The following is a 20550-nucleotide window of genomic DNA, read 5'->3' as shown; positions in this document are numbered from 1 at the left end:
GGGTCGGGCTGCGCCACCGCCTCCTGAGCCGTGGTCTGTACCGGCGCTCACGGGGAAACCGGCGTGACAGGGACCAAGCCGCGTGACGTGCGGCGGCAGGCCCGACGACGACGAATGGGGGGCGACCGTGGGCATGGTCCGAAGATTCGACGCCTATCAGCGCGAGCACACCTGGATCGGGCTGCCGCTGGCGGTGGTGTACAAATTCGGCGAGGACCAGGGCGGCTACCTCACGGCGCTGATCGCCTACTACGCCTTCCTGTCGGTCTTCCCCGTGCTGCTGCTCCTGGTGTCGGTGCTCGGCTTCCTGCTGCACAACGACGCGCACTTCCAGAAGCAGGTCGTCGACTCGGCCCTGCACCAGTTCCCGGTGATCGGCGACCAGATCGGCGAGAACATCCGGTCGTTCCACGGCAACACGCTCGCGGTCGTCACCGGTGTGATCGGCGGCCTGTACGGCGCGCTCGGTGTCGCCCAGGCCGCGCAGAACACCCTGCTGAAGATCTGGGCCGTGCCGCGCCACGACCGGCCGAACCCGCTGCGCTCCCGGCTGCGCAGCCTGCTGGTGGTGGGGGTCTTCGGCGTGGGCCTGGCCGCCACCACCGCGCTGACCTCGCTCGCGTCGGACGCCCGCGCGTTCGGCGTCCACCCCGTCGTCCTGCTGCGGATCGCCGCGACCGTACTGTCCACGGCCGTCAACACCGGCCTGCTCCTGTTCGCGTACCGCTACTTCACGGTCGGCACCGTACGGCTGCGCTCCTCGGCGGGTACGGCGCTGGCCGCCGCGCTGGCCTGGCAGTTCGTGCAGTGGGCGGGAACGTACTACGTCCGGCACGAGCTGCGCGGGGCGACCGCCACGTACGGGCTGTTCGGCATCGTCCTCGGCCTGATCACGTGGATCTACCTCGGCGCGCTGATCTTCGTCCTCACCGCTGAGGTGGCGGCGGTGCGGGCCCGGCGGCTCTGGCCGCGCAGCCTGCTCACGCCGTTCACCGACAATGTGGTGCTCAGCCGCGCGGACCGAGAGGTGTACACCTCGTACGCCGCCACGGAGGTCTTCAAGGGCTTCCAGCACGTCGAGGTGAGGTTCGACCCGCCGACCGTGGCCTCGCCCACGGGTACGGCGGCGGATACGGCAACCGGTACGCCGCCGCCCGGCGCCGGGCTCCCCGCGCAGGACGGTTCGGGGGACGCGAAGGACGTTGTCCCGTAGCGGGTGCCTCAACTCCGCCGATCGGGGAAGTCGGCCTGTGTGAAGACGCAAGCAGCAGCATCGACGGGCCGTCACAACGCCAGACGCGCGGCCGACAGCAAGGCGGTCGCCGTCGCGGGCCGCGCGGGGTTCGCGGCCCGAGGGGTGATCTACATCCTGGTGGGCGCACTGGCGGTGCGCATCGCCTTCTCCGACGCCGGAGGCCAACAAGCCGACCGCGGCGGCGCGCTCGCCGAGATCGCGCACAAGCCGTTCGGGGACGTCCTGTTGTGGCTGCTGGGCATAGCCCTGGCCGGAATGGCCCTGTGGCGGCTGTCGGAAGCGGCCTTCGGACAGGCGGGACCCGACGGCGACAAGCCCACCAAGCGCGCGATGGCCGCGGGCCGCTGCGTCTTCTACGCCTTCGTCTCGTACTCCGTGCTCGCCTACGCGGCCGGTGAGAAGAGCAGCGGCAGCGGGTCGACCGACAAGAGGACCAACGACGTGACGGCCAAGGTGCTCGACTGGCCGGGCGGCCAGTGGATCGTCGCCGTCGCCGGTGTCGCCGTGTTCTGCGTCGGTGTGTGGATCGCGGTCCGTGCCCTCATGCGCAAGTTCCACAAGCACCTGAAGATGGGCCAGATGTCGCGGCGCCAACGTCAAGCCGTGGACTTCCTCGGCATGTTCGGCGGCACCGCGCGAGGCGTGCTGTTCGCCACGGCCGGCGGATTCGCCGTGGCCTCGGCGGTCAAGCACCAGGCGGGCAAGTCCAAGGGCATGGACGACACGCTGCGCTCGTTCGCCGACACGCCGGTCGGCCCGTGGCTGCTGGTGCTCATCGCGGTCGGCCTGATCGCCTTCGGGCTGTTCTCCTGGGCCAACGCGCGGTGGCGCGAGGTCTGAGCGGCGCCGGAAGGCGGACCGCGCGGGGGTGCGCCGGGCGTCCGCGTCCGCGGCGTCGTCAGCTCACGGCTCGCGGAAGGTCGCGGGTCGCGGAAGCGCGCGGCTCACAGGTCGCGCGTGCTCACAGCTCGCGGATCTCCTCGGGCGGGCGGCCGACGGCGTCCGCCACCTCGTGCTCGTCGCCGCCCCTGGCGAGGACCGCCGCGCTCTCCGCCTTGAGATCGATCGCCGCCGCCTGGAGGGCGTCCTCGGCCTCGGCGTAGCGATGCGCTGCCAGTTCAAGTTTCGCTGTATCCACAGCGCAAGCATGCCACTACTCCCCGCTGTCGCGGCGGACGACCGGGGCAGGTGTCGGCCGGTCCTGCCGTCCGTACATTCGTCCGCACACCCGTACACGAAGAGGAGAAGTCGATGAGCACGCCGATGTGGGTCGTCCTGGGCACCGTGGTCGTCGTGGCGCTGGTGGCCGCCGTGGTGGCGGCCGGGCGCGTGCGGCGTAGCGGAGGAACCCCCGTACGGCGGGCGGGCGGCGCGTCCGGCGGTGGCGCCGCTCCGCGCAGGGGCGAGGTGTGGTGGGCGGACGTGCCGTACGAGGACACGGCCGGTTCGAAGGACCGTCCCTGCCTGGTCGTCTCGGTGCGCGGCGGGACCGCGCGGGTCGCCAAGATCACCTCTCAGCACCATGAGGAGCTGCCCGGAGTCGTACCGCTTCCCGCGGGCTCCGTCGACGACGCCCGGGGCCGGCAGAGCTATCTGGAGACCAACGAGTTGCGGCGCGTGCCTGTCTCGGCCTTCCGGCGCCGCGCGGGCGCCCTCGACCCTCAGGTCATGAAGCGGCTGAATCTGCGGTGACGAGCCGTCGGGCGAACGGCCGTCGCGGACGCGGGGCCCGTCCTGCGGTCAGCTCAGCCACCAGATGAAGAAGCCTCCCGCGAAAACGAGGAGGCAGATGGTGAGATTGGTGCGCCAATACGTCATGAGCATCGCGACGAATTCGCGGATGGTCGCACTCGGCCAGAAATACGCGGCGGTCGGCGCCCCCACGACATGTCCTCTGACGCCCAGCCGCCGCGCGGTCACCGCGGCGCGCAGGACATGGTAGTTGTTCGTGACGACGACGCAGCGGTAGTCCGCCTTGTTCCGCTCCATGATGGACTTGCTGAAGCGCAGATTCTCCTCGGTGGTCGTCGACCGATCCTCGCGTTCGATCAGATCCGCCGGAAAACCCTGCGCCACAAGGTAGTCGGCCATCGCGTGCGACTCCGGCAGCTTCTCGTCCGGGCCCTGTCCGCCGGAGGTGAGCAGCACCGGCCGCCTGCCGCGCGACGAGAGCCTGTGGTGCACCGTACGGGCCCGGTCGAGGCGGCTGGCCAGCAGCGGTGGCACCTTGGTCCCGCCGATGAGCCCCGAGCCGAGAACCACGACGTAGTCGGTCTTGCGGCGGACGGTCAACCATCCGTAGAGCGACCCGTAGACGATGAAACAGAGGAAGAGGAAGACGACATACCCCGCGAGGACGGTGGCCGTCCCCGCGACCACGAGCAGTGCGCGGGTGTGCATCACCACCGCGGTGATCAACAGCGCTATGAGCGCCAGCAGCGCGAACCCGGCCACCAGGGACAGCAGGTTGGCGGGACTTCTGCCCTCTTTGCGCACCATGGCGACGCCGTTGGAAATCAGAAACCACGACATGGCGACCACGCCCACCGCCATGAGCGTCAGCAGCGCCACCCCGAGATCATTGCCCAACGTCGGGTGTTCCCTGCCTATTTCAAACAGCCACGCACCCAGCGCGAAGACGGGTGAAAGCCCGAGCAGAATCGCATTGCCGAACCGACGCCGCTCCCGCAGCACTCCGACACAGAACCCCAGGAAGAACAGCACCGCCGGTACATACGCCCACATGCCCACATGCTAGTGGCCCGCCCGACCCCCACCCGCCGCCCACCACCGCGCCCGGCCCCCCTCGCGGGTCAGGTCAGGCCCGCTTCGATGGCGCGGCGGACGGCGTCGGCGCGGTCGCGGATCGCGGCCTTTGCGAAGAGGTTGTTGATGTGGGTCTTGACGGTGGCCTCGCTGATGAAGAGCTTCTCGGCGATGCCGCGGTTGGGCAGGCCCTGGCCGATCAGCGCGAGCACCTCGCGTTCGCGGGGCGTGAGGTCCTCCGGCAGGGCCTGGCCCACCATCGGGGCCTTGGTCCTGACGGAGGCGAGCAACCGGTTCTGCACCTCGCGGTCGAGCACCGACTGCCCTGCGGCGGCGGCACGGATCGCCCGGATGATGTCCTGGCGGCCCGCGTTCTTGGTCAGATAGCCGCGGGCGCCCGCGCTCAGCGCGCCGAGGATCGAGTCGTCGTCGGCGAAGGTGGTCAGTACGACCACCGCCACGTCCGGGTGCTCCTCGCCGAGCCGCCGGGTCGCCTCGATGCCGTCCATCACCGGCATGCGCAGGTCCATCAGCACCACGTCCACCGGTCCGGCGGCGACAGCCGCCAGCACCTGGCTCCCGTCCGCGGCGGACGCGACGACGTCGATGTCCTCGGACAGCCCGAGCACCGCGGCGAGCGGTTCCCGTACGGCGGCCTGGTCGTCCGCGACGACCACCCTCAGCCGCTGCGGCCTCTCGGTCGGTTCGGTCATACCGGAATCACTGCTTCCACCTTCCAGCCGCCCTGGTCGGGACCGGCCGTGACCGGGCCCGCCGTCACCGTCCCGCCCAGCAGGGCGACGCGTTCGCGCATTCCGATCAGCCCCATGCCGCTGCCGACCACCGCGTTCACCTCGCGGGTGGCGGGGCCGTTGCGCACCGCCAGCGTGATCGACGCGGCGGCGTACGTCAGCTCCACACCGACATCGCCGCCGGGAGCGTGCCGGGCGGCGTTGGTCAGCGCCTCCTGGGCGATACGCAGGAGATTCTGGACCACCCGGGCCGGGACCTCACGGGCGGTCCCGGTGACGGTGAGGACATCGCGGTGCCCCGACGACTCCAGCATCGCCGTCAGGCTCTCCAGCAGCGGCAGCGAGTCCTCGCGCAGCGCGTGCACCGTCCACTGTGCTTGTTTGAGGCTCTCCCGCACCAGACCGTGGGCCTTGTCGTTGGCCTCCCTGACCTTCTCCAGGTCCCCGGTGTCGAGCAGCGCGTCGGCCAGTTCCAACTGCATGTTGATCCCGGCCAGCGAGTGCGCGAGCACATCGTGCACGTCCCGGGCGATCCGGCTGCGCTCGGTCAGCGCGGCCGTCCGCGCCTCGGCCCGCGCGGCGCGCTCCGCCGACTCGGCCGCCGCGATCACCGCCTGTACGGCCTGGCGCTGGCTGCGGTTGAGTATGCCCACCAGCACCGGAGTACCGGTGGCCAGACCGAGCACCCAGGGCAGCTCGTCGTGCCCGGGACCGAGACGGAAGTACAGCACCCCGCCGCAGAGCAGACTGCAGATCCCGGCGAGGACGAGAGCCGGTCTGGTCTCCAGCCGGTATCCGATGTGACCGGCGAGGAAGAAGGCGAAGAGATAGCCCGTACCGCTGCGGCTGACACCGATCAGGGCGACCGCCGCGGCGATGCCGACCGTCAGCCACGGGAGCACGAGGCCCTGGGGAATCCTGTCCTCGGGCAGGCGCCTGGCCAGCAGCACCGCCGAGTTGATCACGAGCAGGACGGCGACGACCAGCCCCCGGCCGCTGAAGCCCAGGGGGCGGATCGTCAGGATTCCGGCGACGACGACCCCGAGGGTCATCGCCCACTGCATCCACGGGTCCTGCCCCGGCACCTGCCGCGCCCCCGCCTCCTGGGCCAGGGTCTTCCCAGGAGGCGCGGGGCTGTCTGTCGCGGGCACGGGGAGAACATAACGCACGGTCAGGCCCTGCGGCTGAGGACGGGCACGGCGCGCGGCGTCATCTGGATCCGGCTCCGTATGAAGATGGTGGCGAGCCGCGTCACGACTTCGGTGAGCGCCATCAGTACGAACGCCGCGACCCACGCCTGATCGCTGGTGATGTGGTGGGCGACGCTGAACCGGGCGACCTGGTGGGCGCCGCCCGCGTGCTCGGTCCACAACTGGAAGCCCATCCGCGCCCCCATGCCGACGACCCACAAGATCGCCGACACCGCGCCGGCCTTGATCAGGACGTGCTCGCCGACGGTCCGGACGCGGGTGTAGATGCCGCCGGCGACACCGAGCGCGGCGCCCACGCTCATCAGCACCGCGATGAGCACCAGGTCGTTGCCCGCGGTGGGAACGGTGTCCAGATACGAGTTCGCGACGAAGGCCACGATGCCCAGCGGGATCAGGAAGGTCTTGAGGCCGAGTCGGCCTTCCCGCAGTTGCCGGAAGACGACGAGGAGAAGAGCGATGTCGGTGATCCACTCGGTCGATGTCATGCCCCCAAGACTGCTGCGACCAGGCACGAAGCACCTGGACCCGTGGGTGGAACCAAGGGTGGAGATGACTCCCCGCCCGGCCCTCCACCCCACGGGGCCGCCGCGCCGCCCGACACCGCAGGAGCCCGTGCTCCGGAGACCGCGGAAGCCGTGCGCCCGGACACCGCAGAGCCCGCGCGCCGGACACCGAAAAGGGCCGCCCGAAGGCGGCCCTGTAAGGAGAGAAGATGTGTCCGAGGGGGGACTTGAACCCCCACGCCCGATAAAGGGCACTAGCACCTCAAGCTAGCGCGTCTGCCATTCCGCCACCCGGACGGGGTGTGTCACCTCGGCCTATGGGCCGTGGCGACGAGGTAAACCATAGCAAAGATCCGGTCACGTCGATCACGGGCGCGGAGCGGGCCGAGGGGGCCGATAAAGGGGCTGTGCGCGGGGCCCGGGGTGAGGGCCCGGAGGGGAGCCTTGGGCGGGGTGGGGGTGTCGGGGGAGGATGGGGGAGGCATCGGCCGCGGTCGCCCGGGTGGTGGGCGGACGCGGCAGGCAACGAGCGAGGAGACAGCGTGAGCGAGTCGGGGCCGGGCAGGGCGGAGAACGGGACGGTCACGGGCGAGGACGAGGTCGTCGACCTGTGCAGTGAGCTGATCCGGATCGACACCAGCAACTACGGCGACCACTCGGGGCCGGGGGAGCGGGCGGCGGCGGAGTACGTCGCGGAGAAGCTCGCCGAGGTCGGCCTCGAACCGCGGATCTTCGAGTCGCACCAGGGCCGGGCGTCCACGGTGGCGCGGATCGAGGGCGAGGACCGCTCGCGGCCCGCGCTGCTGATCCACGGGCACACCGACGTGGTCCCGGCCAACGCGGACGACTGGACGCACCACCCGTTCTCCGGCGAGATCGCCGACGGCTGCGTGTGGGGCCGGGGCGCGGTCGACATGAAGGACATGGACGCGATGACGCTGGCGGTCGTACGCGACCGGCTGCGCAGCGGGCGCAAGCCGCCGCGCGACATCGTGCTCGCCTTCGTCGCGGACGAGGAGGCGGGCGGTGTGTACGGCGCCCGGCACCTGGTCGACAAGCACCCCGACCTCTTCGAGGGCGTGACGGAGGCGATCGGCGAGGTCGGCGGCTTCTCCTTCACCGTCAACGAGAACCTGCGGCTGTACCTGATCGAGACCGCCCAGAAGGGCATGCACTGGATGCGGCTCACGGTGGACGGCACCGCGGGGCACGGCTCGATGACCAACAACGACAACGCGATCACCGAGCTGTGCGAGGCCGTCGGGCGGCTCGGCAGGCACGAGTTCCCGGTCCGCGTCACCAAGTCCGTACGCGGCTTCCTCGACGAGCTGTCGGACGCCTTCGGGGTGGAGCTGGACCCGGAGGACATGGAGACGACGCTGGCCAAGCTCGGCGGCGTCGCCAAGATGATCGGCACGACCCTGCGGAACACCGCGGCCCCGACCATGCTAGGCGCGGGCTACAAGGTGAACGTGATCCCCGGCCAGGCCACCGCCCACGTCGACGGCCGCTTCCTGCCGGGCTACGAGGAGGAGTTCCTGGCCGACCTCGACCGGATCCTCGGCCCGCGCGTCAAGCGCGAGTCGGTGCACTCCGACAAGGCGCTGGAGACGGACTTCGACGGCTCCCTGGTGGACGCCATGCAGCTCGCCCTCAAGGCGGAGGACCCGATCGCGCGCGCCGTGCCGTACATGCTCTCGGGCGGCACCGACGCGAAGTCCTTCGACGACCTGGGCATCCGCTGCTTCGGCTTCGCGCCGCTCCAGCTCCCGCCGGAGCTCGACTTCGCCGGGATGTTCCACGGCGTTGACGAGCGGGTGCCGGTGGACGGCCTGCGGTTCGGGGTCCGGGTGCTCGATCGTTTCATCGAGAACTGCTGACGGTTCGGCCGCCCGTACGAGTACGGGCGGCCCGGATCGCTGGGACGAGTGATTGATCCAGTGTTTTCGTAGCTCTATTCCTCCGGCTTCGTTACGACGTGTGTGGTCCGCGGCTGGGACCGCACTTGTCAATCAGGAGGAAGAAAATGATCAAGAAGGTCGTAGCCGCTGCGGCTGTCACCGGCGGTCTCGTGCTCGCGGGTGCGGGCATGGCTGTCGCCGACTCCGGCGCCCAGGGCGCCGCTGTGCAGTCGCCCGGTGTGCTGTCCGGCAACCTGATCCAGATCCCCGTGCACGTGCCGGTGAACGTGTGCGGCAACACGGTCTCCGTGATCGGTCTGCTCAACCCGGCCTTCGGCAACTACTGCGTCAACAAGTAGTCCCAAGGCGTTCGGAACCCCTGTGGTCCGAACCGTCGGAACCGGCCCCGGAAGCGCGTATGCCGCGCTCCGGGGCCGGGCCGTGTCTGCGGCGGACCCCGCGTCCCACCGTCGCGCGTCTCACCATGTGGCCCGCACCTGGCGGATGATCCGGCGGCGCAACCGCACCCTGCGGCTGCCGTCGGGGTAGAGGCGCACCCGGTCCAGTTCCCAGTGCCCGTACTCGGCCTCGTCCGTGAGCAGTCGTGTCGCGTCCTTGCGGGAGACCCCGCGTGCGACGTACATCTCTCTGAATTCGTATTCCGGCATCGCATCTATTGTGCGGGCAACGCCCCGGTGCGGATAGCGTCTGCCTCATGTCTGATGACGTGCAGCCCACCGTTGCCGAGGTCCGAGCCGCTGTCGAGGCGGTCAAGGCCGCGCTGGACCGCCACCTCGAGGCGATCGAGAACCGTACGGGCGAAGACGATCCCGCCGTCTACGCGGCGTTCGAGTCGCTGGCTTCGGCCGCCGAGTCGTATGACGAGTTGCTGTACGACACCTATGACGAGGTGACTCCCTTCGAGGTGCCCGCGGGCGACTCGCTGCCGGAGTACACCGGTCCCGAGGACCCGGAGGCCATCAGTGTGCTGATTCGCCGCGACTACACGATCGTTGAGCCCGACCGGCTGTTCGCGCAGGCCAGAAGGGCCGATGACGGCGATGGCGCGGCGGACGCCACGGTGAACGCGGCGGTCGGGGTGATCTTCGGCGAGTACGAGCCGGACGAGATCGCCCAGCGCCACAAGGAGTTCGGCCTGGAGGAGGGCGACTCCACGGTGTGGGTGTCGGCCGTGCCGGAGGCCGCGGAACCGGGGGAGTGGCTGGACGCGCCCTTCGAGCAGGCCGACCCGCAGCTCGTCATCTGCCGCTTCGACGTGAGCGCCGTCTTCGACGACGAGCTGAGCGTGCTCGACCCGGACTGAGCGGGGCACCCGAGCGCCAGGAGGGGGCGGACAGCGGGCGCAGTCCGCCCCCAGGCGCGTCCGGAGCCGGTGGGCGGCGGGACGGACCCGTACGGGCCCGCGGGGCCGGTGGGCGGCGGTTGAGCCGTACGGGGCCCGCGCCGCCCGTCAGTCGGCGGCCAGCTCCCGCAGTACGGTCACCAGTCGGGTCGTGCGCGGCGCGGCCTGGGGACCGGCCACGGCCTGGGCCAGACCCTGATCCGCGCCCTGGACGACCGACAGGTGCCGCTCGCCGCGCGCGAACGCCGTGTAGACCCAGGACCGGGTGAGCAGCGGCCCCGCGTCGCCCGGTACGACCACCACGACCGCGGGCCAGCGCATCCCGGCCGCCTGGTGCCCGGTGATCGCCCAGGCGTGCCGTACGGTCGTCGCCACGTCCGCGCGCGGCACCAGCACCGGCCCGTCCTCGCACTCCAGCCGCAGTCCGTCGGGCTCCGCGCCGACGACGGTGCCGGGCAGCGTACGGCCGGGGACCGGCACGTGGACGACGCGGTCGCCGGGGTCGAAACCGGCGAAGCGGCCGGGGCCGGGATTCAGCCGTTCTTTGAGCGCCGCGTTGAGCACGCGGGTGCCGACCGCGCCGCCGTGCCCCGGCGTGATCACCTGGGTCCGCTCCGCGGGTACGCCGATGGCGCGCGGTACGGAGTCGGCGACGAGCTGCACCGTACGGTGCACGGCCTCGCGCGGGTCGCGTACGGGTACGACGACGACCTCCTTGTCCGGGGCCTCGACCGGGGCGAGTTCGCCGATGCCGATGAGCGAGACCAGCTCGCCGATCGGGCCGGGGTCCGGGGTGCGGGAGGCCACCCGCGGGCAGGACTTGGCGGCCAGCATGTCGGCGAAGGCCAGACCGGGGCCCGCCGACCACATCGCGTGCTCGTCGCCGCTGAACACCAGCCGGGCGCCGTCCGGCACCGCCTCCACCAGCGAGGCGGCCTCCTCGATGCCCAACTGCTGGGCGTCGAGCACCGCGAGCAGGTCGAGGGCGAGGGAGCCGTCACCGGACCTGCCGGGGCCCTGCGTACCGGCCAGCAGCGCCTCGACCGTCACGGCCGCGTCCTCGCCGAGCGTTTCGGCCAGCCGCCGCCTGCCGTTCGCCGTGTACGCGGCGGCGTACGCCCGCAGGCCCGCCGCGCGCGCCGCGGCCACCAGGGCGGTCGGCTCCTCGCGGGCCGCCTCGCCGCCGGAGTGCACGACCAGGCCGCTGCCCGCGGCGGTCCTGATCAGCTCCGCCGCCGACTTCGACGGCGCGCCCGTGGCGGCCTTCTCCCAGTCCGTGTCGGGGTCGCCCTCGAAGGAGCGCAGCAGCCGCACACAGCCGTCCGCCAGGCTCTCCTCCGCCAGCGCGTACCGGTCGAGGCCGATCAGCAGCGGTACGTCCGCCGCGCCGTCCTCGTCCTCGTCGTCCTCCTCGTTCGCGGCCTCCGAGGCCGTTGCGGGGTGCGCGGGGGGCTCGGGGAAGACGAGCACCTGGCCGTCGGCCACGGCGGAGGCCACGGCCGCCGCCGGGTCCGGTACGGCGCGGGCCGCCAGCTCCGCCTGTAGCTCTGCCGACCGCAGGGCCGTGTGCCCCTTCTCGGCGGCGCGCTCCAGCAGCCAGCCGACCAGCGCGTTCGCCCGCCGCTCGTCGTCCGGGCGGCACCGCGCGCCGAGCAGCGCGCGGGCGAAGGTGTCCGCCGGCTCCACCCGTACGCCGGGCAGGCCGAGCACCAGCCACGGGTCCTCCCGCAGTGCCTCCCCCGCCCGCTCCCCGAGCGCCCTGACCGCCGCCTCCGCCAACTCCCCTGGCGCGCCGCCCTCTTCCAGCACGGCCTTAGCCGCCGCGACGGCCGCCGGATCAACGGCCGCCTTCCGCAACCCGCCCTCGCGCCCCCGCGCCCCGGCCGAAGCCGCCCCGCCGCCGGACGCCGCGCCCCCGCCGGCCCGAGGCCGCGCCTCGACTCCGGGCGCCGCGTCCGCCCCGGAGGATGCCTGAGCCTCGCCGTGGCCCTCGCGCCCGTCCTGAGGGCCGTCGGCCCCGGCCGATGCCTGCGGCGCGGTGCCGGGGCCTGTGACTCCGCTCTGGGGCGCGTCCGCCCCGGCAGACGGCCGCGACCCCGGGGCAGGACCCGTGGCCCCCGATTCGGGTACGTCCGCACCGGCGTCCGGGTCCGTAACTTCCGTCTCGGACGCGCCTGTTCCGGCCCCTGACGGCTCCTCGGCGCCGTCCTCGTCCCCAGTCCCGTCCGTCGCCTCCACGGACGATTGGGCGTCGTCTGTCGCCTCCGCGTCGGCCTCCGGCGCGCCGTCCGCGCCCGCCGGGGCACCGGCACCGGCACCGACCTCCGCCGCCTCCGCGGCCTGCATGGTGGCGACCTCCGCCGCCATCGCCTCGCGCCGCTTGCGGCGGGCTTCGGCCGCGTCTCCGCGCGGCGCGGGCGCCGCCGGATTGTCGCCGCGCTCGATCGAGCGGACGGCGGCGGCCAGCGCGGCCACGTCGGCGACCGGCTTGGCGGCGGCACGGCTCCCCGGCACCGCGGCGGCCGCCGTGCCCGTGGGCCGCTCCTGCGGGGCCGTCCGCGAGCCGCCCCCGGCGGACGGGCCGTCGGCGGCGGCCGAGGCGGAACCGGTGGATTCACCCGCTGCGAGGGTGCCGCCGTCCCCGGCTGTTGACGGCGCGTCGGCGGCGGCAGGTGTTCCGGCGGGTCCCGCCGGTGTCTGTGCGGGGACGCCCGCCGACGGCGATGTGCCGCCCGGCACGGCCGAGGCGGAGCCGCTGGTTTCGCCCGCCGCGGGGGCGCCGCCTCCGGCCGTGGACGGCCCGTCCGCAGCAGCCGGTGGGTTCGCCGGGCCTCCGGCGGGGCCGCCCGGCGGCGGGGTGTCCGCGCGGGGCGGGGAAGTGGGGGATTCGGTCACTGCGGCCTCCGTGGGGTGGTGGACCGGCGGGAGGCTTGCGTGCCGTTCAGAGCGTGCTCCAGTCGTGGTCCGGATAGCGGTGCAGGGGTGCTGACACGTCGTCGAGCGCCAGGCAGATCTCTTCCGGAAGCGTAAGCGCCTCCACTGACAACGAGGCGATGAGCTGCTGCGCGTTGCGCGCGCCGAGGATGGGGGCGGCGACACCGGGCCGGTCGCGTACCCAGGCGAGGGCGACGTGCAGGGGGGAGACCGCCAGGCCGTCGGCCGCTATCGCGAGGGCGTCCACGATGAGCCGGGCGGTCTCGTCGAGGTAGGGGGCGACGAAGGCGGCCATGTCGTCGGAGCCGCCGCGCGACTCGGGCGGCGTGCCGTTGCGGTACTTGCCGGTGAGCACACCGCGGCCGAGCGGCGAGGAGGGCAGCAGGCCGACCCCGAGGTCGATCGCGGCGGGCAGCACCTCGCGCTCCACGCCCCGCTGGAGGAGCGAGTACTCCATCTGCGTACTGGCCAGCGGCGTCCGCCCGGGCGCGGCGAGCTGCCACGCGGCGGCCTTGGCGAGCTGCCAGCCGCAGAAGTTGGAGACGCCGACGTAGCGCGCGCGGCCGGAACTGACGGCGATGTCCAGCGCCTGGAGCGTCTCCTCCATGGGCGTACCGGGGTCGAAGGCGTGCACCTGCCAGAGGTCGACGTAGTCCGTGCCCAGCCGCTGCAAGGACGCGTCGAGCGCGGACAGCAGGTGTCCGCGCGAGGCGTCGAACCGCCGGTCGGGGTCCGGCACGCTGCCCGCCTTGGTGGAGATCACCAGATCGGCCCGCGGCACGAGATCCTCGATCAGCCGCCCGAGCAGATACTCGGCGCCGCCGTCGGCGTACACGTCCGCCGTGTCGACCAGGCTGCCCCCGGCGTCCCAGAACGCCTTGAGCTGGTCGGCGGCGTCGCGTTCGCCGGTGTTGCGTCCCCAGGTGAGCGTGCCGAGACCGAGTCGGGACACGCGCAACCCGGTGCGGCCGAGGTGCCTATGCTCCATGGGCGCTGAGATTACTGCCCGCACCGGCCGAATGGGCAGCAGTGACGTACCTGACAGGGCCCCGTGCCGCGGCGGGGCGCTACAGTCCGGAGGTACAACGACGTTACTCGCCAGTATGTCGGCGGACGGCGGCGGTGACACGACAGCGAAGACCTGACAGCGACGGACGCGAGAGCGACGACGCGACAGCGACGACACGGCGGCGGAAAGAGGAGCGGTATGCGGCTCGGGATCAACCTCGGCTACTGGGGCGCCGGGATGGACGCGGACAACCTCGCCGTCGCCCAGGAGGCGGACCGGCTCGGCTACGACGTGTGCTGGGCCGCCGAGGCGTACGGATCCGACGGCCCCACCGTGCTCTCCTGGGTCGCCGCGCAGACCGAGCGGATCGACGTCGGCTCGGCGATCTTCCAGATCCCGGCGCGTGCCCCCGCGATGACGGCGATGACCGCCGCGACCCTGGACTCGCTGTCCGGCGGCCGGTTCCGCCTCGGCCTCGGCGTGTCGGGCCCGCAGGTCTCCGAGGGCTGGTACGGCGTCAAGTTCGACAAGCCGCTCTCCCGCACCCGCGAGTACGTGGAGATCGTCCGCAAGGCGATGTCCCGCGAGCGGCTGAGCTACGAGGGCGAGCACTGGACGCTGCCGCTGCCCGGCGGCCCCGGCAAGCCGATCAAGCTCACCGTGCACCCCGAGCGCGAGCACATCCCGCTCTACATCGCCGCGATCGGCCCGAAGAACCTGGAGCAGACCGGCGAGATCGCCGACGGCGCCCTGCTGATCTTCCCGTCCGCCGCGCACCTGGAGGACACCGCGCTGCGGCACATCAGGGCCGGGCGCGAGAAGGCCGGTCTGACGCTGGACGGCTTCGACGTCAGCCCGACCTTGCCGCTCGCCCTCGGCGAGGACGTCCCGGCGCTGGCCGACATCTTCCGCCCGTACACCGCGCTGTACGTCGGCGGCATGGGCAGCCGCAAGCAGAACTTCTACAACCAGCTCGCGCAGCGCATGGGGTACGAGAAGGAGGCCGCCGAGATCCAGGACAAGTACCTGGCGGGCGACAAGAACGGCGCGGGAGCGGCCGTACCGCAGGACCTCATCGACTCCACCTGCCTGCTCGGCACGGTCGACCGGATCGCGGACCGGCTGCGCGAGTACGCCGACGCCGGGGTCACCACGCTCAACATCACGCCCGCCGGATTCACGCGGGACGAGCGGATCGCGGGCGTACGGGCGGGCGTCGAGGCGCTGGAGCGGGCCGGGCTCGCGGGGGCGTAAGGCGAGGACGTGACGACGGGTCGGCCCCACGGGGGCCGGCCACGGCCCCGTGCCGCTCGACGCGCGCGGGGCCGTGCGCGGCGCCCGCCTCGACGCGGCCCAGCGCCCGTCCTCTATGACGGCCGAGCCCAGCGCCGCGCTCAGCTCGGTACCAGCCGCCCCAACAGCCGCCCGAAGGCGATGAGTCGCGCTATCTGCCCGGCGCCGCCGTCGTCCAGGGACTTGCTGAAACGGAACGCCTCGGGGCGGAATTTGGCGGAGGCGACCGGCAGCGGCGAGTCCGGGTCGGCCTGCACCGCGCTCATCTCGTGCGGCATCGCGGTGGCCAGCACCAGATAGACCCCGCGGTCGATCCGCTGCCCGCCCTCGTCGCGGCCGACCAGGGTGCGCATCCCGACGTGCCCGATCGAGTCCAGCGGCAGCACCTGCACCGACGAGTCCAGTACGGTGCCTCCCGGCGCCTTGTCGTCCGCCAACTCCTCGCTGTGCCACAGGATCAGCCGCCGCCCGTCGCACACCGCGGCCTCCTGCCACACCGAGGTGCCCGCCTCGGTCAGGTCGACCACCCGCTCCAGGGTGAAGCCGCGCACCCGGCGGCGGCCGAGTACACCCTCGATGGCGTCGAGCGCGACGTCCGCGTGCAGGAAATACGCGTCGGCGGCGTCCTCCAGGCGGCCGTACGGAGACCAGTCAGAGCCGGCCGGACCACTCCGGCGCGCGCTCGGACGGCTCCTCGTCGCCTTGCTGAACATCTCCACCTGCTTCGCCATCCCGACTGCTGCCCGAAAACTGAAGGGCCCCCCGACCCCTAGACCTTACCTATGGGGCAAGTCGGCGAGGGCTAGGCCGGGGGCAGTGGATCGCAGGGAATTCAGCGGCCGTGGTGGGGGCTCGGGGGGATCTTCCCCGCCACGGCCGTCACCCAGCACAACGGGTCGGCGGCGGAAGGGTTACGGTGGCGGGCATGCCCACCGTGATCCTTGTCCGGCACGGCCGGTCGACCGCCAACGCCGACGGAGTGCTGGCCGGATGGAGTCCGGGCGTCGCCCTGGACGACACCGGCCGGGCCCAGGCGACCGTGCTCGCCGCCCGGCTCGCCGCACTGCCGCTCGCCGCCGTCGTGTGCAGTCCGCTGCAACGCTGTCAGGAGACCGTAGGACCGCTGCTCGACACGCGCCCCGAGCTGCCGCTGCACACCGACGAGCGGGTCGGCGAGTGCCACTACGGCGACTGGACGGGCCGCAAGCTGGCCGAACTGGCGGAGGAGCCGATGTGGGCGACCGTCCAGCGGCACCCGTCGGCGGCCGTCTTCCCCGGTGAGAACGGCGAGTCGCTGCGCGCGATGCAGGCCCGCGCGGTGGACGCCGTACGGGACTGGAACGCCAGGATCGAGGCCGAGCACGGGCCCGACGCGCTGTATCTGGTGTGCTCGCACGGCGACATCATCAAGTCGCTGGCCGCCGACGCGCTCGGCATGCACCTGGACCTCTTCCAGCGGATCAGCACCGACCCCTGCTCGGTGACCGTCATCCGCTACACCCCGTACCGCCCCTTCCTGCTCCGCCTCGGCGACACCGGCGACCTGACCCCGCTGATCCCGCCCCCGCCGCAGGACGAGCCGCACGACAAGCCGCAGGACAACGAGGACGACGCGGTCGTCGGAGGCTCCACCGGCGTCCTGTGATCAGCTTCCGCAGTAGGGTGGGGGACCGGCAGTGGAACCAGCGAATGCCACCAGAACGCATCGCACCAAAGCAGCGATTCAGTCGAGATAACGGAGCGGGACGTGCCCCGTCAGGTCTTCTTCTACGAGCAGCCGGACCGTTTCGTGGCCGGGACAGTCGGCCAGCCGGGTCAGCGGACCTTCTTCCTCCAGGCCACCGCGGCGGGCAGGACCACCAGCGTGGCGCTGGAGAAGACGCAGGTCGCGGCGCTCGCCGAGCGCGTGGACGAGCTGCTGGACGAGGTGGTGCGCAGGTCGGGCGGCAACGCCTCGGTGCCCGCCGTCGCCCCCGCGGAACTGGCCGACTCCGCCCCGCTGGACGCCCCCGTCGAGGAGGAGTTCCGGGTCGGCACCATGGCCCTGGCCTGGGACGGCGCCCACGAGCGGATGGTCATCGAGGCGCAGGCGCTGGTCGAGCTGTCCGGTGAGGACGAGGACGACCTGGAGGCGGCCGAGGAAGAGCTGCTCCAAGACGACGAGAACGGCCCGCCGCTGCTGCGCGTCCTGCTGACCGGCGCCCAGGCCCGCTCCTTCGCCAAGCGCGCGCTCGACGTGGTCTCCGCGGGGCGCCCGCCGTGCCCGCTGTGCAGCCTCCCCCTGGACCCGGAAGGACACGTATGCCCGCGTCAGAACGGGTACCGGAGGTCGGCCTGAGCCCCGGCACCGAGGCCCTCGTCCACGGCGAGCTGACCGTGCGCGGCCAGGTGCGCGACGCCTCCAACGCCGTGCTGTTCTGCGAGACCGAGTACGAGGGCCGCGCGCTCGCCTGCGTGTACAAGCCGGTGGCCGGGGAACGCCCGCTGTGGGACTTCCCCGACGGCACCCTGGCCCAGCGCGAGGTGGCCGCCTACCTGGTCTCCGAGGCGACCGGCTGGGGCCTGGTGCCGCCCACCGTGCTGCGTGAGGGACCGTACGGCGAGGGCATGGTCCAGCTCTGGATCGATCCGCCGGACCTGACCGCGGACACGGACACGGACACGGATACGGCCCCGGACGCCGGCCTCGACGAGGCCCCGGACGCCGACGCCGACCCCAACTCCGACGCCGACCCCGCGCAGCCGGAGCTCTTCGGGCTGACCGAGGACACCGAGCCCGCCCCCGGCTGGAAGCCCGTCGTCGAGGCCCGACTGGAGAACGGCCGCACCGCCCTGCTGGTGCACGCCGACGACATACGCCTGCGCCGCCTGGCCGTGCTGGACGCCGTCATCAACAACGCCGACCGCAAGGGCGGCCACCTGCTCCAGACCGCCGACGGGCGGCTCTACGGCATCGACCACGGAGTGACGTTCCACACCGAGGACAAGCTGCGCACCCTGCTGTGGGGCTGGGCGGGCGAGCCGCTGCCGGACGAGGCCGTGGCCGTACTGCGCAAGCTCCAGGCGGAGCTGTCGGGGGCGCTCGGCGACCGGCTCGCCGAGCTGATCACCCCCGCGGAGGCGGCCGCCGTACGGGCCAGGACCGAGCGGCTGCTGCGGTCGGGAGTGCATCCCGAGCCCGGCGGCGAGTGGCCGTCGATCCCCTGGCCGCCGGTCTGACACGGGGCACTCCGGGCCGTCCGGGAGACCGTTCCGGGCAGCGCGCCCGAGCCGCCTCGTCCGGCATTGCCCCAGCTCCGGTTCGTTTGCCAGTCGTCTACACGGTTAATCTCATGACATGCATGCCTGGCCCGCTTCCGACGTCCCCGCCCTTCCCGGCACTGGACGCGCACTCCGTCTCCACGACACCGCGACCGGTGGGCCGCTGACGATCGATCCGGGCCCGGTGGCCCGGATCTACGTCTGCGGGATCACCCCCTACGACGCCACTCACCTGGGGCACGCGGCCACGTACAACGCGTTCGACCTCGTGCAGCGCGTGTGGCTCGACACGAAGCGCCAGGTGGAGTACGTCCAGAACGTCACGGACATCGACGATCCGCTGCTGGAGCGGGCCAACGCGACCGACGTCGACTGGGTCGAGCTGGCCGAGCGGGAGACCGCGCTGTTCCGCGAGGACATGACCGCGCTGCGGATGCTGCCGCCCGCCCACTACATCGGCGCGGTCGAGGCCATTCCGGGCATCGTCCCGCTGATCGAGCGGCTGCGGGACGCGGGCGCGGCGTACGAACTCGGCGTCGACACGTACTTCTCGATCGCCGCCGACCCCGACTTCGGCAAGGTCTCCGGGCTCGACGCCGCCACGATGCGCGTGCTCTCCGCCGAGCGCGGCGGCGACCCGGACCGGCCGGGCAAGAAGAACCCGCTGGACCCGATGCTGTGGATGGGCGCCCGCGAGGGCGAGCCGAGCTGGGACGGCGGCTCGCTCGGCCCCGGCCGCCCCGGCTGGCACATCGAGTGCGTGGCCATCGCGCTTGACCACCTCGGCATGGGCTTCGACGTCCAGGGCGGCGGCTCCGACCTGGCCTTCCCGCACCACGAGATGGGCGCCTCGCACGCCCAGGCGCTCACCGGCGAGTACCCGTACGCGAAGGCGTACGTGCACGCGGGGATGGTCGCGCTGCACGGCGAGAAGATGTCGAAGTCCAAGGGGAATTTGGTCTTCGTCTCCACGCTGCGCCGCGACGGCGTCGACCCGGCGGCGATCCGGCTCGGGCTGCTCGCCCACCACTACCGCGCCGACTGGGAGTGGACCGACGCCGTGCTCGCCGAGGCGGTCGAGCGGCTCGCGCGCTGGCGGGCCGCCGTCTCCCGGCCGGACGGGCCGTCCGCCGACGCGCTGCTCGAAGAGATCCGCGAGGCGCTGGCCGACGACCTCGACGCGCCGCGCGCCCTGGCCGCCGTGGACCGCTGGGCCGCCGCGCAGGAGTCCGACGGCGGCACCGAGACCGGCGCGCCCGGCCTGGTGTCGCGCACGGTGGACGCGCTGCTCGGAGTCGCGCTGTAGCCCGCACACCCCAACCGCCCCACCCGTGACCGCCCTTGGACTCACCCCGAGTCCGAGGGCGGTTTCCGTTTCGCTTCCGTTCTGCCCATGGTCCAATGCTCGATTTTGCGCTAAACACCCTTCATGCAAACAAGAGTGCGCACTGGAGTGGCGCTGGTCGGTGCAGCCGTGCTCGGTCTGCTCATGGCCTTCACGGGACCCGGCGGCGCGCAGGCCGCCACACCCACCGCGACCGCCGAGACCTCCGTGGGGGACGTGACCGGCTTTGACCACGCCGGTGCCGTCTACCGGCTGCACGCGGGCCAGGCCCAGGCCCGGGTCAGCTTCGTGTCGGCCGACACCTTCCGCATCGAACTGGCCCCGGACGGCACCTTCACCGATCCGACCGGCGACGACATCGTCCTGCCGCAGGGCGCGCCGCCCGCCACCCGCTGGAAGGACGCGGGCGACGCCTACGAGTTGAGCACCCCGGCCGTCACGCTGCGGGCCTACAAGGCGCCGCTGCGCTTCGCCCTCTACCGGGCCGACGGCACCCGGGTCTGGTCCGAGACGAAGCCGCTGAGCTGGACCAAGGACAGCACCACCCAGACCCTCGACCGCGGCGCGGCCGAGCAGTTCTACGGCGGCGGCATGCAGAACGGCCGCGGCAACACCTCGCACCGCGGCCGGACCGTCCAGGTCAGCGTGGACGGCAACTGGAACGACGGCGGGCACCCCAACTCCGTGCCGTTCTACCTCTCCACGGCCGGATACGGCGTCTTCCGCAACACCTACGCGCCCAACACCTACAGCTTCGGCGAGCCGGTGACCGCGAGCGCCAAGGAACAGCGCTTTGACGCCTACTACTTCGCGGGCGACGCCAAGCGGGTGATCGGCGACTACACCAAGCTGACCGGCAAGCCCTTCCTGCCCCCGGTCTACGGCCTGGAGCCGGGCGACTCCGACTGCTACCTGCACAACGCCAACCGCGGCGAACGCCACACCGGGTCGCCTCCG

General features: G+C 72.4%; 20 protein-coding genes, 1 tRNA gene and 1 pseudogene. 12 read left to right on the top strand and 10 right to left on the bottom strand.

Going from position 1 to position 20550, the window contains the following annotated elements; genetic code table 11:
• Nucleotides 1-133: 133 nt before the first annotated feature.
• Together ACFZBB_RS31125 and ACFZBB_RS31120 are read left to right on the top strand one after the other, a co-directional pair.
• Nucleotides 134-1213: a YhjD/YihY/BrkB family envelope integrity protein gene (locus ACFZBB_RS31125; protein WP_391129402.1), complete on the top strand. Its 1080-nt coding sequence runs from the start codon at nucleotides 134-136 to the stop codon at nucleotides 1211-1213.
• Nucleotides 1214-1252: 39 nt separating this feature from the next.
• Nucleotides 1253-2095: a DUF1206 domain-containing protein gene (locus tag ACFZBB_RS31120; protein ID WP_391129399.1), complete on the top strand. Its 843-nt coding sequence runs from the start codon at nucleotides 1253-1255 to the stop codon at nucleotides 2093-2095.
• 121 nt (nucleotides 2096-2216) lie between these two features.
• Here ACFZBB_RS31120 and ACFZBB_RS31115 read toward each other — a convergent pair whose 3' ends face one another.
• Complete coding sequence (locus ACFZBB_RS31115) at nucleotides 2217-2393, bottom strand: hypothetical protein (RefSeq protein WP_188283525.1); 177 nt, start codon at nucleotides 2391-2393, stop codon at nucleotides 2217-2219.
• A gap of 113 nt (nucleotides 2394-2506) precedes the next feature.
• On the opposite strand from ACFZBB_RS31115, the gene ACFZBB_RS31110 reads away from it, so the two are divergent.
• Nucleotides 2507-2947, top strand: a complete 441-nt coding sequence (locus ACFZBB_RS31110; protein ID WP_391129396.1) for a type II toxin-antitoxin system PemK/MazF family toxin — start codon at nucleotides 2507-2509, stop codon at nucleotides 2945-2947.
• Between the two features lie 48 nt (nucleotides 2948-2995).
• Here ACFZBB_RS31110 and ACFZBB_RS31105 read toward each other — a convergent pair whose 3' ends face one another.
• From ACFZBB_RS31105 to ACFZBB_RS31085, 5 genes are all read right to left on the bottom strand, one after another.
• Nucleotides 2996-4000 (bottom strand): ElyC/SanA/YdcF family protein, encoded by a 1005-nt coding sequence (locus ACFZBB_RS31105; RefSeq protein ID WP_391129393.1) that lies wholly within the window; start codon nucleotides 3998-4000, stop codon nucleotides 2996-2998.
• A 68-nt stretch (nucleotides 4001-4068) separates the two neighbouring features.
• Complete coding sequence (locus tag ACFZBB_RS31100; RefSeq protein ID WP_391129389.1) at nucleotides 4069-4734, bottom strand: response regulator; 666 nt, start codon at nucleotides 4732-4734, stop codon at nucleotides 4069-4071.
• Complete coding sequence (locus ACFZBB_RS31095; protein WP_391129554.1) at nucleotides 4731-5837, bottom strand: histidine kinase; 1107 nt, start codon at nucleotides 5835-5837, stop codon at nucleotides 4731-4733. Before ACFZBB_RS31095 ends, ACFZBB_RS31100 begins: the two co-directional genes overlap by 4 nt.
• A 107-nt stretch (nucleotides 5838-5944) precedes the next feature.
• Entirely contained in the window at nucleotides 5945-6469 is a 525-nt protein-coding gene (locus tag ACFZBB_RS31090; protein ID WP_391129386.1) for a hypothetical protein, read from the bottom strand.
• A 230-nt stretch (nucleotides 6470-6699) separates the two neighbouring features.
• A tRNA-Leu gene (locus tag ACFZBB_RS31085) sits at nucleotides 6700-6784 on the bottom strand.
• Nucleotides 6785-7029: 245 nt separating this feature from the next.
• Between ACFZBB_RS31085 and ACFZBB_RS31080 the strand changes: the two genes are divergently transcribed.
• Nucleotides 7030-8367 carry a M20/M25/M40 family metallo-hydrolase gene (locus tag ACFZBB_RS31080; protein WP_355333086.1) on the top strand — a complete coding sequence of 446 codons (1338 nt, stop codon included), beginning with the start codon at nucleotides 7030-7032 and terminating at the stop codon, nucleotides 8365-8367.
• A gap of 146 nt (nucleotides 8368-8513) precedes the next feature.
• Nucleotides 8514-8747 (top strand): chaplin ChpH, encoded by a 234-nt coding sequence (gene chpH, locus ACFZBB_RS31075; RefSeq protein WP_391129383.1) that lies wholly within the window; start codon nucleotides 8514-8516, stop codon nucleotides 8745-8747.
• Nucleotides 8748-8867: 120 nt separating this feature from the next.
• Here the strand turns inward: chpH and ACFZBB_RS31070 are convergent, their stop codons facing one another.
• A complete protein-coding gene (locus ACFZBB_RS31070) occupies nucleotides 8868-9056 on the bottom strand; it encodes a DUF5703 family protein (protein WP_188283518.1) in 189 nt (62 codons plus the stop codon).
• 47 nt (nucleotides 9057-9103) lie between these two features.
• Here ACFZBB_RS31070 and ACFZBB_RS31065 point away from each other — a divergent pair, with 47 nt between their 5' ends.
• A complete protein-coding gene (locus ACFZBB_RS31065; protein WP_188283517.1) occupies nucleotides 9104-9712 on the top strand; it encodes a hypothetical protein in 609 nt (202 codons plus the stop codon).
• A 147-nt stretch (nucleotides 9713-9859) separates the two neighbouring features.
• Here ACFZBB_RS31065 and ACFZBB_RS31060 read toward each other — a convergent pair whose 3' ends face one another.
• The gene (locus tag ACFZBB_RS31060; RefSeq protein WP_391129551.1) at nucleotides 9860-12097 is read right to left on the bottom strand and encodes a helix-hairpin-helix domain-containing protein; all 2238 of its coding nucleotides are present in this window, start codon (nucleotides 12095-12097) and stop codon (nucleotides 9860-9862) included.
• Nucleotides 12098-12692: 595 nt separating this feature from the next.
• Entirely contained in the window at nucleotides 12693-13673 is a 981-nt protein-coding gene (locus tag ACFZBB_RS31055; RefSeq protein ID WP_391129380.1) for an aldo/keto reductase, read from the bottom strand.
• Nucleotides 13674-13892: 219 nt separating this feature from the next.
• Here ACFZBB_RS31055 and ACFZBB_RS31050 point away from each other — a divergent pair, with 219 nt between their 5' ends.
• A complete protein-coding gene (locus ACFZBB_RS31050; RefSeq protein WP_355333077.1) occupies nucleotides 13893-14948 on the top strand; it encodes an LLM class F420-dependent oxidoreductase in 1056 nt (351 codons plus the stop codon).
• 140 nt (nucleotides 14949-15088) lie between these two features.
• On the opposite strand, the gene ACFZBB_RS31045 is transcribed toward ACFZBB_RS31050, so the two are convergent.
• A complete protein-coding gene (locus ACFZBB_RS31045; RefSeq protein ID WP_355333075.1) occupies nucleotides 15089-15718 on the bottom strand; it encodes a hypothetical protein in 630 nt (209 codons plus the stop codon).
• Nucleotides 15719-15912: 194 nt separating this feature from the next.
• On the opposite strand from ACFZBB_RS31045, the gene ACFZBB_RS31040 reads away from it, so the two are divergent.
• The 5 genes and pseudogenes from ACFZBB_RS31040 to ACFZBB_RS31020 all read left to right on the top strand — a co-directional run.
• Complete coding sequence (locus ACFZBB_RS31040) at nucleotides 15913-16632, top strand: MSMEG_4193 family putative phosphomutase (RefSeq protein ID WP_391129377.1); 720 nt, start codon at nucleotides 15913-15915, stop codon at nucleotides 16630-16632.
• A 102-nt stretch (nucleotides 16633-16734) separates the two neighbouring features.
• Nucleotides 16735-17325 carry a DUF3090 domain-containing protein gene (locus ACFZBB_RS31035; RefSeq protein ID WP_355333071.1) on the top strand — a complete coding sequence of 197 codons (591 nt, stop codon included), beginning with the start codon at nucleotides 16735-16737 and terminating at the stop codon, nucleotides 17323-17325.
• The gene (locus tag ACFZBB_RS31030) at nucleotides 17289-18206 is read left to right on the top strand and encodes an SCO1664 family protein (RefSeq protein ID WP_391129374.1); all 918 of its coding nucleotides are present in this window, start codon (nucleotides 17289-17291) and stop codon (nucleotides 18204-18206) included. The genes ACFZBB_RS31035 and ACFZBB_RS31030 overlap by 37 nt, the downstream gene beginning before the upstream one ends.
• A 118-nt stretch (nucleotides 18207-18324) precedes the next feature.
• Entirely contained in the window at nucleotides 18325-19554 is a 1230-nt protein-coding gene (gene mshC / locus ACFZBB_RS31025) for a cysteine--1-D-myo-inosityl 2-amino-2-deoxy-alpha-D-glucopyranoside ligase (RefSeq protein ID WP_391129371.1), read from the top strand.
• Nucleotides 19555-19677: 123 nt separating this feature from the next.
• Nucleotides 19678-20538: pseudogene (locus ACFZBB_RS31020) on the top strand (glycoside hydrolase); the annotation flags it as partial.
• Nucleotides 20539-20550 lie beyond the last annotated feature (12 nt).

The sequence above is a fragment of the Streptomyces sp. NPDC008139 genome, from assembly GCF_042957025.1.
In the GTDB taxonomy this organism is placed as follows: Bacteria; Actinomycetota; Actinomycetes; order Streptomycetales; family Streptomycetaceae; genus Actinacidiphila.
Note: the sequence above shows the minus strand (reverse complement) of the source record. Positions and strands in the feature narration are given on the sequence as shown.